Origin of the sequence: Flavobacterium undicola (genome assembly GCF_009909155.2) — a bacterium.
Lineage (GTDB): Bacteria > Bacteroidota > Bacteroidia > Flavobacteriales > Flavobacteriaceae > Flavobacterium > Flavobacterium undicola.
Genome location: NZ_JAAAPM020000006.1, coordinates 99,861 through 118,813, shown reverse-complemented (window position 1 = coordinate 118,813; position 18,953 = coordinate 99,861). Strand labels below are relative to the sequence as shown.

The following is an 18,953-nucleotide window of genomic DNA, read 5'->3' as shown; positions in this document are numbered from 1 at the left end:
TTTTTTATTATCAGTAATTTGTTTCTTTTTTATTGGTATTCTGTTTCTTTCTGTCTTTTCTTTAGACTATATCTTTGTTTGATAATTAATAATCATACAATGAAAAAAACAAAAAAAGTATTGCTTATCAATACCCATTTAACTTATCCAAATTGGACCGAAGGAACACTAAATAATTCCTTTATTCAAAAAGCAAAAGATTTTTTCGAAGCAAAAGACTTTGAAATTTTAGAAACAAAAATTGAAGAAGGGTATAATGCTGACGAAGAAGTAGATAAACACCTCGAAGCAGATATTGTGATGTTACAAACTCCTGTAAACTGGTTTGGTGCACCCTGGATTTATAAAAAATATGTGGACGAAGTTTTCAACAGCGGTTTGTTAAGCAAAAAGTTTCTTTCGGACGACGGAAGAACAAGAGAAGATATGACCAAACAATATGGAACAGGTGGTCATTTACAAGGCAAAAAGTTTATGATTTCTGCCACTTGGAATGCTCCGGCTGAAGCTTTTGATAATCCTGCACAACAATTGATGCAAGGGAAAAGTACATCAGATTTATTTTTAAACATTAGCAGTAATTACCGTTTTTGCGGTGTTGAAATTTTACCTGATTATAATTGTTTCGATATTTTTAAAAATGAAGACATTGCTAAAGACCTTGAAAATTATCCGAAACATTTAGAAAAAGTTTTCGGATTGTAAATAAAACGTATGCTATTTTATACGAGATGAGCTTCTGAGCAAAGAAAAATGAGCTTCAAAATAAAGTTTAGCTAAAAGTTAATCGTTAATTTTGTTAGATTATAATCTCCATCAGAACAGTAAAATATGACAGCCGAACAAACAGATAAGTTGAAAACCATAAGTTATTCAGGCATATTTTTGTCTTGCTACTCCGATTATAGCGAAAAGTGTATTCACGCTACGCCAGAACACGTTTTGGTCTATCTGTATTCGGGAGAGCAAGTGATTGAAGACCGGAACGAAAAAATAGTTCTTCAGGCAGGCGAATGTGCTTTTATCAAACGAGATCATCGTTTAAAAATGTACAAAAACAGCAAAGGCGAAGATTTGTACAAAGGCATTTCATTAACTTTTAAACGAAATGTTTTGCGCGAGTTCTACAGCAAAATGGATAAGGCTGAAATTCCGAAGAATATTGTTCTTACGGATGAAAATGTTTTTAAACTAAAGCAAACGCCAGCAATAGAAAGTCTGTTTCAATCGCTGAACCCTTATTTTGACAGCAATGTAAAACCGACTGAAGGAGTAACGCATCTGAAATTACTAGAAGGAATTTATACTTTATTAAATAGTAATGAATTATTATATCCAATACTGTTCGATTTTGCTGAACCCTGGAAAGTCGATATTCTGGAATTCCTAAATGAAAATTATCAGGATGAACTAACAATGGAACAAATTGCATCTTTCACAGGAAGAAGTTTAGCAACCTTTAAAAGAGATTTCAAGAAAATAAGTAACCTGACTCCTCAAAAATGGTTAATTAAAAAACGTCTTGAAGTGGCCTATTTTAAACTGAAAGAAGAAGGTAAAAAAGTACAGGATGTGTATGTGGAAGTGGGGTTTAAAAACCCGTCGCATTTTTCTACAGCCTTTAAAAAACAATATGGAATTTCGCCTACGGAAGTTTAAAATTTCGTAGGCAATTCTATTTTTTAGATGACGACTCCAAAGAGCTTTCATCTCTAATCTTCTGGCGGTGTTGCATTCCCCATTTTGTCATAGCTCCCACAACTTCTTCCAGAGTTTGACTATACGGTAGCAATTCATATTCAATACTTACGGGATAACCAACAGCCACTTTTTTGATGATGAATCCGTTTAGTTCCAATTCTTTCAATTCGCTCGAAAGTACCCTTGCCGAAATGCCATTTACTTGTCGTTGAATTTCAGTAAAACGTTTGTTTCCTCTCGCCATAGCAATGATAATCATCAATTTCCATTTGCCACCAATGGCGTATAATGCGTCTGAAACTGCCATTAAAACTGCGTTGCATTCTTCTGTAAATGCTTTGTTATCTGTTTGATTTTCTTTTACTACTGCCATTAGTTGGATTTTTGTTAGTCACTAACCTTTAGGTAACGACTAATAAATTGTTATCAAATATACTATAGTTTTGTTGAATAATAATAACAAAAATATTTTTCAGTATTAATTAAAAAAGTAAAATAATGACACTAGAAATTTTAAAAACAAAAGAAGAACTTAGAAACTTAATTGACAATTATGCTTATTTAAGTGATGACAAAAAAATAGCAGAGGTGATGGATCTATTTACGCCAGATGTTGCTTATAAAGTGTACATGGGTGGCGCTTTAGTAGCTGATGTTTTCGGAAGAGAAAATATGGAAAAAGACTTCAATGGTCATGCTTCTCAGGTAAAAACCTATTTTACCCTAAACGGACAGCATACCGTAAAAATTGATGCCGATACGGCTACTGGTATTTCCTTCACTCAAATTAAAATGATTAGAGAAGTGGAAGGAAAAGATGTTTTAACCGATTATAGTGTGAAATATGATGACACCTATGTCCTTCAAAATGGTAAATGGCTGATAAAAGAGCGTATCGGATATTTTCTAATCATTGAATCGAGACCTATTTCGTCATAAATTATTGAGCTTCTCAGAAAGAATGTTTGAGCCTTGCAACAACGTCGTTGCGAGGCTTTGTTTTTAAATTTGCTTCATACAATTTAGCTAAAATGCAGTATGATAAATTTAGAAACAGATATATTAGAAAGACTAAAATCAGGAGAACCAATTCGTTTAAATGACCCCGAATATTATAAAATAAATGAGATCGTTAGCAGAACCATTAAACTTTCTCAACAATTAAATGTTTCGGATAATATTGATGCTGTTCGGGAATTGTTGAGTGAAATTATAGGAACAAAAATAGAGGAAAGCACAACAGTTTTTCCTCCATTTTACACCAATTTCGGAAAGTTCATTGCCATTGGAAAAAACGTATTTATCAATCACGCCTGTTCATTCCTTGATATGGGTGGAATTACGATAGAAGATGAGGTGTTAATTGGCCCGAAAGCCAATCTCATTACCGAAAATCATCCAATAGATCCCAACGACAGAAGAGCTTTAATTACAAAACCCATCCTAATCAAAAGAAGAGCCTGGATAGGGGCAGGAGCTACTATTTTACCAGGAGTTACTGTTGGTGAAAATTCGATAATTGCAGCTGGAGCAGTAGTTTCTAAAGATGTTCCTGATAATGTAATTATGGGTGGAATTCCGGCTAAAATCATTAAATCAATTGATTAAAACAGCAATGTAAATAATAATAAATTCAGATAAAATGAAGAAAATCACCTTAATAATCGCTGCAATAGTATTGTCTTTAGGACAATTATCGGCACAGACAAAACAGAAATTATCAGATAAAAATTTAAAGAAAATGATAACAACAGAACAAAAAGAGCAATACACATTCAAATTAAGCGATAAAGTAACCCGTCAAAAAGTGACTTTTAAAAACCGTTATGGAATTACATTATCGGGCGATTTGTATCTTCCTAAAGATCGTGGAAGCGAAAAATTAGCTTCACTTGCCATCAGCGGACCTTTTGGAGCAGTGAAACAACAATCATCCGGATTGTATGCCAACCAAATGGCAGAACGTGGTTTTGCCGCATTGGCATTCGATCCATCTTACACAGGTGAAAGTAGTGGTGAACCAAGAAACTTAGCTTCACCAGAAATCAATACCGAAGATTTTAGCGCTGCGGTTGATTTTTTAGGTCTTCAAAAAAATGTAGATAGAAATAAAATTGGAATCATTGGGATTTGTGGTTTTGGTGGATTTGCTTTGAATGCCACTGCGGTTGATAAACGAGTGAAAGCCGTTGCAACGACAAGTTTGTATGATATGACAAGAGTAATGTCGAAAGGATATAATGATTCGGTGACATTAGAACAACGAACCAAAACTTTGGAAGGATTGAGTGAACAACGTTGGAAAGATTTCGAAAACGGAAAACCAGCCGATGGTCCACGCAACTTACCGGAAAGTTTGAAAGGCGACGAACCTCAATTTGTAAAAGAATATTTTGATTATTACAGAACGCCTCGTGGTTTTCATCCGAATTCTGTGAACTCAAATGGAGCTTGGTTGATTACCAATGCGATTTCGTTTATGAATATGCCATTGTTGACTTATGTAAAAGAGATTTCGCCAAGACCCATGCTTTTGATTGCTGGCGAAAAGGCACATTCAAGATATTTCAGCGAAGACATTTATAAAGTTGCATTGGAGCCAAAAGAATTGATGATTATACCCAATGCAGTTCACGTTGATTTGTATGATAAAGTTGATGTAATTCCTTTTGATAAACTCAAGCAGTTTTTCAAGGAGAATTTGAAATAAATTAAAACAAAATAAGGTTTATCTGCAAGCAATTTTCAGACAAACTTTTTTTATTGGTGACAGATTTTAAACAATCCGTAAAAATGGTAAGTAACACCGTAATCTGTATACTGATGCATTTGTGAATTCATCAGACCTTTGTTAAAGATATAAATGGGCTAAACATAAAATGAAAATCATCAAATATTTTACAGCAATCATTCTTTTAGTCCTGTTTAATCAGTTAGCATCGGCACAGCAAAAGATAAAATCAAACAGTATGACATCATTTACAGAAAAAGGAATAGCAGCACCCGCAGCTTATTTTACAGGAACCGTATGGGTAAATATGAATGTAAAACCTGATGAGGGGTATAACATCAATATGGGAACCGTAACTTTTGAACCCAAAGCAAGAACCAATTGGCACACTCACAGTAGCGGACAAATATTATTTGTAATTGAGGGAATTGGCTATTATCAGGAAAAAGGCAAATCCATTCAATTGATTCAAAAAGGAGATGTGATTAAAATTCCAAAAGATGTAAAACATTGGCATGGAGCTTCGCACGGCAGCATGATGCGCCATATTGCTCTTGTACCCGAATTTGATAAGGATAAAACGGAATGGTTAGAGCCTGTAAGCGAGGTGGAATACAATAGTTTTAAAGCTCCAGTGTATGAAGTAGAGAACAGTTTAACAGCGGCAGCGATAATGAATCACGAAGAATTGTGGCCTAATGCTATTTCGAAAATTAAAGAAACCGATCCGGAATTGATAGAAGTGTTTGACAACTTTGCTTTTGATGTGGTGATTAGTCACGATAAAATGGATGTTAAAACAAGAACGCTTTTGATTCTGGCTTCGACTATTGGTAGTCAGGCTTTAACCGAATATAAGATGTTTGTTAATGCGTCATTAAATGTTGGAGTTTCACCAACAGCAATCAAAGAAGTCCTTTACCAAGCGGTACCTTATGTGGGGATTTCTAAAGTGATTGATTTTATAAACGCAACCAACGAGATATTTATCGAACGAAATATTTCATTACCTCTCGAAAATCAATCTACGACCACAGCTGAAACCAGAAAGGAAAAAGGTTTGGCAAAACAAAAAGAAATCATTGGTAATAGAGTAGAGGATCTGTATAAAAATGCACCTAAAGATTTATTGCACATTCAAGAATATTTATCTGCCAATTGTTTTGGGGATTACATTACAAGAAACGGATTGGATGTAAAGACAAGAGAAATGGTTACACTTTCTTTCCTTATTGCAATGGGCGGAACCGAAAGTCAAATTAAAGGACATATTCAAGACAATGCTAATGTTGGTAACGACAGACAAACGCTTATTAATCTGATGACACAGCTCATTCCTTATGTGGGTTATCCCCGAACATTGAATGCCATTGCGTGTTTGAATGAAGTATTGCCAATGAAATAATTGTTTACTGAAAGTATGCTTATAAGATACTGGTTTCTATATTCCGAATGTTTTAAGATATTTTTCATTTGTGTATGATTTATAGTGTAAATTTAAAGTATCTGATTTAAGTGTTTTATATTATAAAAACCGTAAAGTATAAAGATTTTATAAAGATTTCAATAAAGAACACCTTAATGTGCTTGTAAATTAGGATTTAAAAGTTAAGAGTTGTAAATTAGAACCTATTAAAAATGTATTGGAAATCAATATTCTACATCAATAACTAATAACGAGATAACGCTGAAAGTACATAAAAAATTAAAAAATGAAAATCAAATTAAACTTAAAAGTTGGTCTACTTTTTCTAATGATAATCATCCTTTCATTGGTGAGTGCGTACAGTAATTTTTCGATTGAAAATGATACTGAAAATATTTTGAAAGCCAATTATAACACGCTCGAGTATTCTAGAAATATGCTTCTTTCGTTAGATGAAATTAACTCGAATAAGGAAAAAGCAATAGTAGTATTCGAAACCAATCTTACCAAACAAATGGGGAATATTACAGAAGTTGGTGAAGATAAAGTGACCTATAATCTGCAGAGTAGTTTTAATGCTTTGAAAAAAAACCAGGCTGATGAAAGCTTGAAAAGCCAAATTCGTCAAAATATTTTTGAGATTTTGAAGTTGAATATGGTTGCCATCAAAAAGAAAAGTGTTTTTGTTAAACACACAGCGGAAACCGCCAATTTTTGGATTGCTATTTCAGGAGTACTTTGTTTTTTGCTTGCTTTTAATATTATGGTTAATTTGACCAAATAGGATTAATTTAAAAGGACTTTACCGCGAGTATCAAAGGAATAGTTAAAAATTATTATGAGGGCTGCCTTTTTCTATTTGATAAAGTAGTCCTAATAATATCAGCTCTTTCTGCTACTTGAATAGTAGTTAGCTTTCTTCTTTTCCTAGCTAGCTTTATGTTTTTCTCCCATCTGTTCTAATATCATTTGGTGCTTAGGGAAAATGTTTTGTTTTTTTCTATTCATCTTACTAAATGTTTGTTACTATGAACAAAAACAGTGTTTTTGTTCATAGTAACAAACATTTTATGTGTTTTTATTCTTTAGTAGATACTGTTGTATCATCTTTATAATTATTAATTGCAATTACTATTTTTAAGTATTATTGTTTTACAATCTCGGGTAAATTCTCTTTCTATTTATGATATATTATACAATGTGTAGTTTACTTAATCAATTTCAAAGTAATAACATCATGAGAAGTTATTTCAGAACGGAAAGCTTTTTTAGTGGTGCCTATAGTTACATTTTTCCAAAGGTCTTTTATCTTATAAACAGTTGTATTAAGATTAGCTTCCAAATTGAAATCGATATCTTTTATCGTGTGTTTTTTCCATTCGAAATTGATTTTTTTAGGAGCGTCTGTTCTATTCAAAAATGTGATTGCCCAATTCCCGTCGGATAGCGGTTTTACCCAAACTTCCAATCCGTCTTCGGCAGAAAGTTTGAATCCTTGAATTCCTAATTTATCCTGATTTACAGCAATCAGTTCTTTGTTGGTTAAAATAGCCAAGGTTTCCTTTGACATTTTTCTGAAATCATTTCCGGCAATTAAAGGGGAAGCCATCATACACCACATGGCAAAATGAGTTTTATCTTCAGTATTGGTCATTCCGTCACCCACTTCCATCATGTCAAAATCATTCCAATGATCAGGACCTGAAAATTTACGGATGTCTTTGCGCATTTCAGCAATTTTCATAAATCCCCATGACGACCAATTTCCTTCTTCGTGGTGGAATTCACAATCAAAACAGGGGTAAATATCTCCCGAAATTCTCCAAAGATTCCCAATAGGTTTTCCCCAATCCCAAGGTTTATTATCGCCCCATTCGCAAAGACTGAAAACGATAGGTCTTCCAGCTGTTTTTAGCGCGTTGCTCATTGTTGCATAGGCTTCCGGAGCATTGATTCCAGCGGTGTTGCACCAATCGTATTTTAAGAAATCAATTCCTAAATTGGCATAAAAACGGGCATCTTGGTATTCATAACCCCTTGTACCTGGATAACCTGCACAAGTGTGTGTTCCTGCACAATTGTACAAACCAAACTTTAGTCCTTTGGAATGAACGTATTCAATTAAAGCTTTCATTCCGCTTGGAAATTTTATTGGATCCGGAACTAAATTTCCATCTTTATCTCTTTCTTTGGTCATCCAGCCATCGTCGAGTACAATATAATTGTAGCCTGCTGCCACCATTCCGGTAGAAACCATAATATCGGCGGTTTCTTTTACGAGTTTTTCGTCGATGTTGGTTTCAAAAGTGTTCCAAGAGTTCCAGCCCATTGGCGGTGTCATAGCCAAACCTTCAAATTTTCCTGTTTCTTGCTTGTAAACATTTCCTTGTGAGAATCCTTGAAATGTCATACCGCCTAAAAGTAGGCTGAGAAGTAATTTTTTCATTTTTTTATTTTTTTTAAAAGTCATACGAAGCTGTCGAAATAATACCTAACAGGTCTTGGAGACCTGTTAGGATTGTACGTTTCCTAACAGGCTTCTTTCAACCTGTTAGGCATAATTAATTCACTATTTTTCATTTTAGTGTTTTCTATTTTTAACACAAATTTCTTGTTTTGCAGGATTTGCGTGAGGGATGGCAATGGAGCTCTCCCGATTTTTCATCGGGAAGCGGGAACGTACAGCCCGATTCGCCACGGCGAACACGCCCAACTAACTTTTATTATTTTACTGCATTAATTATTATTTCAGCTTTTTTGAGTCCGTTACTGGTGGCGGTCAGCGTAATTTCGCCCGTTTCGCCAGTGGTTTGAATGATAACCTGAGCCAAACCGTTAAATAATTTGCGCTTGTAATTTTTGGCTTTGGTAATAATCTGAATCGTTCCCGGGTTTTGATTGACCACATCCCATTTGTATTTTTTTAATAAGGGCTGGGCGATAATTGCAATGGTGTTTTTCCCTGAATGCAGTATTTTTTTGTCCAATACAAAGGTGTCTCCTTTTTTGTTTTCGGGTATTTCATTGCTAATTTTATGTCCGTTAATAAAAATGGATTGTTTTTTACCAAGACTGTTATAGAACAAACTGATTGCTGTTTCGTTGTAATTCGCCGGCAGTTCGAACTCGGTTCTATAAACGACTGCTTTTACTTTTTTACCAAAAATGGTGTCTCTGTCGTCTATAAAGGCTTTTTGCCAAGACTCGGTTGCTACATTTCCCTGTGTTTCTTCTGAAACATTGATATCGGCTACTATTTTTTCTTTTAGATTTTCAATATTCAAAACAGTGTTGGTTTCTAAATATTGATCGGCTTCAAGTGAGGTTGGGTTTCCGTTTCCAACACCGATAATTTTTCCTGGACCAGTGATTGAAAAGACAACTTCATTATCCGCGATTGGTACAGAAAGTCCCGATTTGTCCTTGGCACTGACTGTAATCATTGCAATATCATTTTTGGCAGCCTCAATACTATTTTTATCGGATGCTAAATTTAAAACGGTGGCTACACCAGTAGTTTTCACGACATCGGTTATAATTTTCTTTCCGTTTTTGTACCCGATTGCTTCAAGCGTTCCGGGAGTATAATTGACATTCCATTCGAGATGCCCGTCTTTTTCCATTGTTTTTTTGCCTAAACTTTTCTTATTTAAAAAAAGCTCTACTTCGTCACAATTGCTGTACGCCCAAACTTCAATACTTTGATTTTCCTTTCCAGTCCAATTCCAGTGAGGCAAAAGATGCAGCACTGGTTCGTCCTGCCACCATGACTTTAGATACCAAGCATCGTCTTTATAAAATCCGCATTGATCCACCATTCCGAAATAAGAACCTGTAGAAGGATATTCGAAAGGGGTTGGCTCACCACGATAATCAAATCCTGTCCAAATGAACATTCCTGACAGATACGGACGGGAATTATAATGTTTCCAGCCTTTTTCTATACTAATAAAACTGGGGCTTGGCGCTTTATCATAAGCCGGCATGATGTGTTTTTGATTGTCGCGATAATATTCGCCTCGAGTAGCATTGGTACTTCCTTCCTCGGTTCCCCAAATGGATTGATTTGGAAATAATTTATGCTGTTCGTCAGTGCTTTTATTCACGATATAATTAATTCCCAACAGATCCATAACCGTTGTGATCCCGTTACTGCCAATCCCACCGCTAAAAGCAGCAGTCGCAGGCCTGGTGGCATCTATAGATTTCACATAAGACTGCATGGAACTCGCAATTCTAGCGCCTACAATGTCATTTTCAATTCCCCATTCTTCGTTTCCGATGCTCCAGCTTATAACGGAAGGATGGTTTCTGTCTCGTTCAATCATTTTTTTTACATCGTCTAATTGAGTTTGTGTACTTCCCATTAAACGGTTTTCGTCAATTACCAGCATTCCTAAACGGTCACAAGCATCCAATAACTCGGGTGTAGGCGGGTTATGAGAACAGCGATAGGCATTGCTCCCGAAGGATTTTAAGGTTTTTATTCTGAAATCCTGTAAAGCATCTGGCATGACTGTTCCTACTCCAGCATGATCCTGATGATTGTTTGTTCCTTTTATTTTAACATGTTTTCCGTTAAGAAAAAAACCTTCATTGGCATCAAAACGGATCGTTCGGATTCCGAAAGTAGTTTGAAAAATATCAACTAATTTCTCCTCTTCATAAACAGAAGTAATTATTTTGTACAAATAAGGATTTTCAAGCGACCAAAGTGTAGCATTCTGCACTGTTAAATCTGCAGAAAAATCTTTGGTTTCTCTTGGATTTAAAGTACAGGAATTTATTGTTTTTTCGGAAACAGTTTTACCAGTGGCATCCAAAATAGTTTGGTTTATTTTGAACGATTTTGACCCTTTACCGTCGTTTGTAAGTGTGACTAGTGCGCTAATTTCGGTTGTATTGTCTTTTGTTTTTGTTTTCACAAAAGTGCCGTTATCCGGTACATGAAGTTCATTGGTTTTATTAAGCCAAACATGACGATAAATTCCTGCTCCTTCATAAAACCAGCCTTCTTCCATAGTCGCATCTGCCCGAACGGCAATTGTATTTTCGCCTCCATAATTAATATAATCAGTGATATCATATTCAAAACCCAAATAACCGCTGTCATGATTTCCTAAATAATGACCGTTTACCCAAACAATGGAATTACGAAAAACACCATCGAATGCGATATGAATCCGTCTTCCCAAATCACTTGCAGGTATAGTTATTTTTTTGCGGTACCAACCGATGCTTTTGTCTGGGAAATTTTGGCCAATTGCTTTGAATCCGTGACTAAAACTAGCTTCACTGCTAAAACCTTGTTCTACTGCCCAATCATGGGGAAGATCTAATTTTCGCCAAGAACGGTCATCAAAAGAAGCATTGGAAGCGCCGTCACCAAAACCCGCTTTTGCCAAATAAGAAAAATAAGCCGTTCTTGTATTAAAATCCTTCTTGGTATCTGATGGATGACCAAAAGCAAATTTCCAATCTTTGTCTAACGAAATATGTTCTCTAGAAGAATTATTCGAAGCTGATTGCGAAAAAACAGAAAAACTAAAAGAAATCAGGAATAAAAAAAGGAATGTTTTGAAATTTTTCATTAACATTTATAAAAAGGTTTGTCAAAAGTTTTACTCTCAAAAATAATGAATAGAAGTCAAGTATATTGATACTTTTTTTTTCATAATCCACTTAAAAAAAACGGCACAATAGAGAATTTGAGCATTTCAAATTTAAGCTGACAAAAACTGCCGTAAAAAAAATATTCCCTAATTTTTAAACTAGGGAATATTTTAAACTAACTCAAAATAATAATTTTATTTCAATACAAATCCCATCTCATCCATTAATATGGTATTACCGCCAAAATTACCGGATTCTTGAAATGTCAATTGATCAAAAGTAGTAGGATTTCCAATCGCTGAAAATGGAATTTCAATAGTAGTCCATGATGTATTTATTGATTTTTGTACTGTATAAGCCCATCCTCCAAAAACAAAAGTTAACTTAGCATCAGGATTTGCAGAGACACTTTTAATCTTAACTCTAAATGCTTTATATTTTGAAACATTTCTAGAATTAAACTTCATGTCGGCACCGCTCCAGCCTCCAAAAACTAATTTAATTGCTGCATTACCTTGCGCTTTATCTACAGCATAATCTGTAATAAAAGGGCTGCCATCCCATGTCCAATGTCCTGCATCACCTTGTACCACATCGTCATATAATGCTGCGCCAACCGCCAAACTAGAAGCAGCAGTACCTGTAATGTTTGAAACAGTCACCAATTTATCAGCAGAATTGGCAGGCATCTTAAATTTAATCTCTGTCAATGTAGAAGAAACTACAGTAGCTTGCTGAGTTCCAACTGTTACAATAGGATTTAAAAAATACTTTCCATCGATTGTAACTATATCTCCTGTTGCAGCATTTATTGAATTGAACCAATTAAAAGTTGGAGGTGGCGGCGCAGTGACAAAGTCATAAAGAACAGTGCCATAACTGGTAACTACCTTCAATTTATTAGAAGAGTTTGAATAAGGCGTATTTTCATCAATCAATATAACTATATCAGTATCAGTTATAAAAGTTGGTCTAAAATAAGTGTCATAATCATTAAAGTAGACTTTCTCTGTTGTGAGCAATCCTTTTCCATGAATAATGTAATAACTTTTAGGATCTCCCTTAGTAACTGGAGTTAATGGCAAAACACTGCCATCTTTAGTATAACCTGATGGCATTACCGATTCTATAACTGGAGGTCCAGCACTATCTGAAGTATTAGCATCATCGGAGCATGAACTAAAAAGCATTAAAGATAACATCAATGCAATACATGCTGTTAACGTAACAATTTTTATATTTTTCATATTTTTCATTTTAAAAATTATTTAAAAGTATACGGAGCTACTTCTGTCAATTTTGGATTTTTAATCAAATCATCCGAAGGATAAGGCAATAAAAGACTTGTAGCAGTGATTACAATATGTTTTGGAGTGTCTTTATCTCCTCTATCTTGTGCTTCTAATATTGCTTTAGCTTTAGCAAAAGGCAAACGTCCCAGATCAAAATAGTAATCTCCTTCACAAGCTAATTCCGCACGTCTTTCTCTAAATACATCATCAAAAGTAATTGATGTCTTTGTTGCCAAACCAGCTCTTTTACGAACTGCATTATACGATTTAAGAGCCAATGCATCAGTAGTACTACCTGTTTGTGAACCTATAACAGCCTCTGCATGAATTAATAATAACTCTGCATAACGCATTTGATAAGTATTCATACTGCTTTCCCCATTAAAAGGTTTGTTAAACTTCCCTGTAACAGGTAAATTTTCTTTTCCTATTACGTATTTTTTTAATCCTGCTCCAGAATTTTGAACTCCATTTGGCACATCAGTTAAATTAAATGTGTATCCTAATAGATAAGGTGAATCTACAGCAAGTGTTGCCGCATAAGTTAAATTTGGATAATAATCCCCAGGAAGCATAAACGTCTCTTTTCTTCTTCTGTCTCCATTTTCAAAAGCGTTCTTAATTAAATCCTGAGATGGTGCAATCTGAGCAGAATAACTAGTTTCTACTAATCTATTTTCTGGAGCGAATGTTGTATTAGAGAAGTTACCATCAAAATAAGTCCCCGTCCCTGTCCATTGCCATGCAAAGATTGACTCTTCATTATTATTGTTCATCTGCAAAAATAAATCAGCAAAAGATTTTGAAGGCAATTCATCTCCACCTAATAACTTAAACTCTCCGCTATTAATTACTTCCAAAGCCATAGCTTTAGCAAGGTCATATTTTTTCTCATATAAATATACTTTTGCTAAAAAAGCCTTAGCAGATCCGCTTGATACATGCGCATTAGCAGCATAATTAGAACCTCTAACTTTAGTCCTTAAATTAGCAGCCGCAAATTTTAAATCATTCTCTATAAATTTATAAACATCTTCAACAGGATTACTAGGAATAACAAAATTCGCAGAATAATCAGCAGTGTTTTCAATAATAGGCACATTACCCCACAATCTTACCAAGAAGAAATAAGAAAAAGCTCTGATAAAATGTGCTTCTCCTAATGCATTATTTAATGCTTCCTTACTAACATTTGGTCCAACACCAGTAGGCAAACCATTAATAAAAGCATTAGAATTTGCAATAGCACCATAACATGATCTCCATGAATCAGAGATATATGATGCAGTATTGGTAAAACTCAAATCGGTGAATTTACCAAAATCATTATACGGAGCGGCATACATATTACCAGAAATCACATCAGTAATACCATAATAACCAGCTTTGTTCATATTAAACCACACCAGACCATATAATCCATTAGCTGCATTATCTAATTTCAAATCTGAGTCATAATAGTTCGTTAAAGTAGGTGTTCCCTGTGCTGGCACATCTATAAAATCCTGAGAACAAGAAGATGAAACCAACAACATTAATGTCATAGCAACAACACTGCTTCTTTTTATTATATTTTTCATATTAATATGTATTAAAATTCAACATTAAAACCAAAAGTTATCTGTCTAGGTGTAGGATAACGACCATTATCAATACCTGATAATAATGCATCTTGGTTATAAGAACCTACTTCAGGATCATAACCTTTGTATTTGGTAAAAGTATATAGGTTTTGCGCAGAGGCATAAAATCTCAATCTTGATAATTTAATTTTAGAAATAATATTAGACGGCAAAGAATACCCTAAAGTTACATTTTGAATTCTTAAATAAGATCCATCCTCAATAAAACGAGACGATACTGCATTATTTATATCATCATAAGCTGAAGGTCTTGGGAGAGCAGCATCTAAATTGCCAGCTGAATAAAAATCTGCCGCTTCAGTTAAATAATTTGTTCCAACACCATTGTTCATTGTACCAGATGCACGGGTTAAATTCATTAATTTATTCCCGGCAGTTCCTTGAAGGAAAATTGACAAATCAACATTTTTATATTTAAAATTATTGGTAAATCCGTAAGTTAATTTTGGATTTGGATTTCCAATCGGAACTAAATCTTTCGAATCGATAATACCATCATTATTTACATCTTTGTAAATTACATCTCCTTTTTTAAAATTTGGTAATAATGAATTGGTTCCATTTTTCAAAGGCACTTTAGTACTGCCATTATCATGTCCATAAGTCAATAAATCATCATCTGTTCTATAAATGCCTTCAGCTTGATAACCAACAAATGACCCTATTGGCAAACCTTCCATTGTTCTGGAAACAGTAACTGTACTATAAGCAAGTGTATTCATTGTTTTAACAATGTTTAATCCTGCCATATCAGTTACCTCATTTACATACTTAGATAAATTCAAACTAGCATTCCATGAAAAGTTTTCAGTAAAGTTATGAGAATAACCAAGTGCAACCTCGATTCCTCTGTTTTGCATGCTTCCAAGATTAAAATATGGAGGATTTACACCCCCTTCATAATCTCCACCACCAGAAAGAAAGTTTGGCAAAGGAACTTGATACAAGAAGTTTTTAGAAACTTTATTATAAACATCTACAGAAGCAGTTAGTTTAGAATCAAACATTGTAAAATCTAAACCTAAATTAGTTTGCTCCTGAGTTTCCCATTTTAAATTTGCGTTATTTGTGTTTGATGGTAAATAAGAATTCCCCATTGAACTATTAACCAAATGTAAGTTAGAATCATATAAATTATTAGGAATTTGATTGTTACCCGTTTGTCCCCAACCAAATCTAAATTTTATATCATCAACATACTTTTTAGTACTTTCCATGAAAGTCTCATTAGAAAGTTTCCAAGAAGCCCCAAATGAACCAAAAACACCCCATTTTTTACCTATGTCAAACTTTGAAGATCCATCTGTTCTAACTGCTCCAGAAATCCCATATTTATTTCCATAATCATAAACAACCCTTCCTAAATAAGAAGATAATGTTTGCTCTCCTTCGTATGGACTGCTTAAGATTGATTTAGACAAATCAGAATACGCAAGTTCATGATGACTATTGTCTTTAAAACCAGTTGCATTAATAGAATGCCCTTCCCAATGTGCTCTATTAGATTCTTGTACTGCCAAAACTGTAAAATTGTGTTTTCCAATAGTATTTCTATAAGTAAGCATGTTTTTTAAGTTCCATGAGTTACCTGAAGATGGATTGTAATATAAATTAGCATAGCTTTTTACAGCATTCCCTAAAGAATACATTGGGTCATATTGCTGTCCTAAATTGTCATAGATATATCCACCCACCTCAAAACGATAATCCAATCCTTTGAACAAATCAATTTGCGTATAAAAATTTCCTGAATAATTTTTTCTAACCAATGTATTAGACCCTAATAAAGAAGTTGCTACAGGGTTGACGAATGAAGTTGCTCCTCCTACTGGTGGGCCTGCAAAAGATCCTGACAATTCTCTAACTGCAACATCCGGAGTCGATAATAAAGAAGTAGCAACTACTCCATTAAACTGACCGTTTAAAGTTAATTTTTCATCTGTGATTGCACCACTTACATTGGCACCAACTTTTATAAATTTATTTACTTTGGCATCTATGTTAGATCTAAAATTATATCTTTTGAATCCTGATTCAATTACAATACCTTCTTGATTCAACACTCCTCCAGAGATATAATAATTCACACCATCTTTCCCGCCTGAAAAAGACAATTGATTCGATTTCATAATCCCTGTTTGATAAATTTCTTTCTGCCAATCTGTACCAGCTCCTAAAAACTCTGGATGAGCAAATTCAGGTCTAAGACCAATACCATATACAGTTGCTAAAGCATTTTGATGACTTGCATATTGCTGCAAATTCATTGAAGGTAATTGTTTAGGTAAATTACTGATAGAATAAGAATTCTCGAAAGATAATTTTCCAGTTCCTTTTTTACCTGTTTTTGTAGTTACAATAACAACTCCGTTAGCACCGCGTGAACCATAAATAGCAGTAGCAGAAGCATCCTTAAGAATATCAATTGATTCTATATCACTAGGATTTATTAGAGATAAAGGGCTATATGTAATATTTCCTGCATTAGAAAAATTAGAATTTCCAGATGCATTTCTTCCAGATGTAGATGAATTTCTAGCATCTCCGGAAACTGGCACTCCATCAATTACATATAAAGGCTCATTTGTACCTGTCAAAGAAGAAGCACCTCTAATTTTTACAGAAACATTTCCTCCTGGCTCACCTGAATTATTATTTACAACAACACCAGCGGCCTTGCCTTGCATCATTTGATCAAAAGAAGCGACTTTTATATTTTCGATATCTTTTGAGCTAATACTAGAAATAGAACTGTTTACGTCTTTTCTTTTTACAGTTCCGTAACCAATTACTACTACATCTTTTAAATCTTCAGCACTAGATTTTAAGATTACGTTTATAGTTGTTCTCCCATCAACAGCAATTTTTTGCGTATAAAATCCGACAAAAGAGAACGATAATGTCGCATTTGAAGGAGCATCGATAGTGAATTTTCCATCAAAGTCAGTTGAAACTGATTTTCCCGAACCTGCAACAGTGATATTTGCACCAGGAATAGTAAGTCCTTTATCATCTTTTACAACTCCCTGCACTTTCGTTTGTGCTGCAATGTAATTGCAGGATAATAATAAAAACAAAATCAAAGGAATCGATCTGTGGTTGACTTTCCAATGAATTAAATTTGACAATAGTTTTTTCATAATAAATGTTTAGTTAGTTAATATTGCCAATTTCTGATATAAAAAAATCAGAAACTAAATAGGCATTAATTATTCTGAATTATAATTAACAAATTTAGAATAGAACTAAACATCAAATTAATAGTATTATATCATTTAATGATCATATTTTTACTTTTTCACGAACAACTATCATAAATACATAAATTAAACTGCTTATATTTATGTTATATCTATTTTAATCCTTAATAAATTACGATAAGAATAATTGCAAAGTCAGTGAAAACAAGTGATTCAAACGATTTCGCATTTGTTTAGATAAAAAAGATGGTACATAAATAATGCTACAATATTCGTTTCAATCCTGAGAAATCTTCTCTATATTGACTGGGAGTACATTTTTTTATAGTCTTGAAACTTCGATTAAAATTAGCGATGTTATTGAAGCCGGATTTGAATGCAATTTCTGAAATGCTTAAATCTTTTTCCACCAGCCATCTGGCGGCATAACCAATTCGTATATCATTGATATAATTGACAAAAGTTTTTCCTGTACGCTTTTTGATAAACCTATTAAAGGAAATACTGGTCATGCTGGCCACACTGGAAACCTCTTCCAAAGTTATTTTCTCGGCAAAGTTTTTTTGTACATACTCATAAACCAATTTCATTTTGTCATAATCTTCAAACGTATCATTATCGACTGTAAAAGTGGACAAAAGTCTTTGGTTCCTGGAATTAGCAAGATCATATAATATAGAGACAATCTCTAAAAAATAATCCATTCCATCCAATTTTGAAATTTTAATCAGTCTTGACGAAAGCTCTTCTGCCGTTTTTTTTGAAAATAAAATACCATGTATCGACCGGTTAAACATGTCTTTAATAGGGCTCATTATTCTTCTCGTTAATAAAGATTCGTGAAATAAATCGTTATGAAATTGAATGGTTATCTCATGAATTTGTTTATTAGAGCATTTATTTAGCTCCCAACCATGATATAAATTAGGTCCAATTAATACCAACTCAACATTGTCTATTTCTTCTATATTATCCCCTACAACTCGTTTTACCCCTTTGCCGTTTATAATAAAATTGATCTCAAATTCAGGATGATAGTGTACTGGAAAATCAAAACTGTCTTTTAGCCTGTCCATAACTAAAAAACTGTCCCCCGAAGAAAGTGGAGGTATTTCTCTGTAAAATTTTTTTAAATTACCCATATCGTTTTTTTATTTGCAAAAATATGATATAATATTGATAAAATAATATTAATTAACAGTGAGTGATCCAATTACCTTTGAAAAATAGATTTATTAATTTTTTTAAAACAATATCAATAATAAAGAAGAATCATTTTTATTACTTACTATTTTTAAAGTTTTGATAATTACATTCACAAAATAGTTTCTTTTTAAGAATCCTGAT

The 18,953-nt window shown here is 33.8% G+C and carries 14 protein-coding genes; 7 read left to right on the top strand and 7 right to left on the bottom strand.

Features of this window, described 5'->3' with window-relative positions; translation table 11 throughout:
* Positions 1-99: 99 nt before the first annotated feature.
* Both GTZ96_RS05465 and GTZ96_RS05460 read left to right on the top strand, forming a co-directional pair.
* Entirely contained in the window at positions 100-705 is a 606-nt protein-coding gene (locus tag GTZ96_RS05465) for an NAD(P)H-dependent oxidoreductase (RefSeq protein ID WP_161641673.1), read from the top strand.
* Between the two features lie 126 nt (positions 706-831).
* Positions 832-1,659: a helix-turn-helix domain-containing protein gene (locus tag GTZ96_RS05460; protein ID WP_161641671.1), complete on the top strand. Its 828-nt coding sequence runs from the start codon at positions 832-834 to the stop codon at positions 1,657-1,659.
* Between the two features lie 16 nt (positions 1,660-1,675).
* On the opposite strand, the gene GTZ96_RS05455 is transcribed toward GTZ96_RS05460, so the two are convergent.
* A complete protein-coding gene (locus tag GTZ96_RS05455) occupies positions 1,676-2,074 on the bottom strand; it encodes a winged helix-turn-helix transcriptional regulator (protein WP_161641669.1) in 399 nt (132 codons plus the stop codon).
* A 125-nt stretch (positions 2,075-2,199) separates the two neighbouring features.
* Here GTZ96_RS05455 and GTZ96_RS05450 point away from each other — a divergent pair, with 125 nt between their 5' ends.
* The 5 genes from GTZ96_RS05450 (at position 2,200) to GTZ96_RS05430 (ending at position 6,642) form a co-directional block, all read left to right on the top strand.
* On the top strand, positions 2,200-2,640 hold the full coding sequence (locus GTZ96_RS05450; protein ID WP_161641667.1) for a nuclear transport factor 2 family protein: 441 nt from the start codon (positions 2,200-2,202) through the stop codon (positions 2,638-2,640).
* Between the two features lie 99 nt (positions 2,641-2,739).
* The gene (locus GTZ96_RS05445) at positions 2,740-3,309 is read left to right on the top strand and encodes a sugar O-acetyltransferase (RefSeq protein ID WP_161641665.1); all 570 of its coding nucleotides are present in this window, start codon (positions 2,740-2,742) and stop codon (positions 3,307-3,309) included.
* A 34-nt stretch (positions 3,310-3,343) separates the two neighbouring features.
* Complete coding sequence (locus GTZ96_RS05440; RefSeq protein ID WP_161641663.1) at positions 3,344-4,411, top strand: alpha/beta hydrolase; 1,068 nt, start codon at positions 3,344-3,346, stop codon at positions 4,409-4,411.
* Between the two features lie 169 nt (positions 4,412-4,580).
* Positions 4,581-5,837, top strand: a complete 1,257-nt coding sequence (locus GTZ96_RS05435) for a (R)-mandelonitrile lyase (protein WP_207720145.1) — start codon at positions 4,581-4,583, stop codon at positions 5,835-5,837.
* 307 nt (positions 5,838-6,144) lie between these two features.
* On the top strand, positions 6,145-6,642 hold the full coding sequence (locus GTZ96_RS05430) for a hypothetical protein (protein WP_161641661.1): 498 nt from the start codon (positions 6,145-6,147) through the stop codon (positions 6,640-6,642).
* Between the two features lie 423 nt (positions 6,643-7,065).
* Here GTZ96_RS05430 and GTZ96_RS05425 read toward each other — a convergent pair whose 3' ends face one another.
* The 6 genes from GTZ96_RS05425 to GTZ96_RS05400 all read right to left on the bottom strand — a co-directional run bounded on the left by GTZ96_RS05425 (position 7,066) and on the right by GTZ96_RS05400 (position 18,748).
* The gene (locus tag GTZ96_RS05425) at positions 7,066-8,304 is read right to left on the bottom strand and encodes a glycoside hydrolase family 27 protein (protein WP_161641659.1); all 1,239 of its coding nucleotides are present in this window, start codon (positions 8,302-8,304) and stop codon (positions 7,066-7,068) included.
* 277 nt (positions 8,305-8,581) lie between these two features.
* Positions 8,582-11,449 (bottom strand): beta-galactosidase GalA, encoded by a 2,868-nt coding sequence (gene galA, locus GTZ96_RS05420; RefSeq protein ID WP_161641657.1) that lies wholly within the window; start codon positions 11,447-11,449, stop codon positions 8,582-8,584.
* A gap of 216 nt (positions 11,450-11,665) precedes the next feature.
* Complete coding sequence (locus GTZ96_RS05415) at positions 11,666-12,718, bottom strand: IPT/TIG domain-containing protein (RefSeq protein WP_161641655.1); 1,053 nt, start codon at positions 12,716-12,718, stop codon at positions 11,666-11,668.
* A 17-nt stretch (positions 12,719-12,735) separates the two neighbouring features.
* Positions 12,736-14,343, bottom strand: a complete 1,608-nt coding sequence (locus tag GTZ96_RS05410; protein ID WP_207720143.1) for a RagB/SusD family nutrient uptake outer membrane protein — start codon at positions 14,341-14,343, stop codon at positions 12,736-12,738.
* A gap of 11 nt (positions 14,344-14,354) precedes the next feature.
* Positions 14,355-17,546, bottom strand: a complete 3,192-nt coding sequence (locus GTZ96_RS05405) for a SusC/RagA family TonB-linked outer membrane protein (protein ID WP_161641653.1) — start codon at positions 17,544-17,546, stop codon at positions 14,355-14,357.
* A gap of 323 nt (positions 17,547-17,869) precedes the next feature.
* Positions 17,870-18,748, bottom strand: coding sequence for an AraC family transcriptional regulator (locus GTZ96_RS05400; protein ID WP_161641651.1), 879 nt, complete (start codon positions 18,746-18,748; stop codon positions 17,870-17,872).
* Positions 18,749-18,953: the final 205 nt, after the last annotated feature.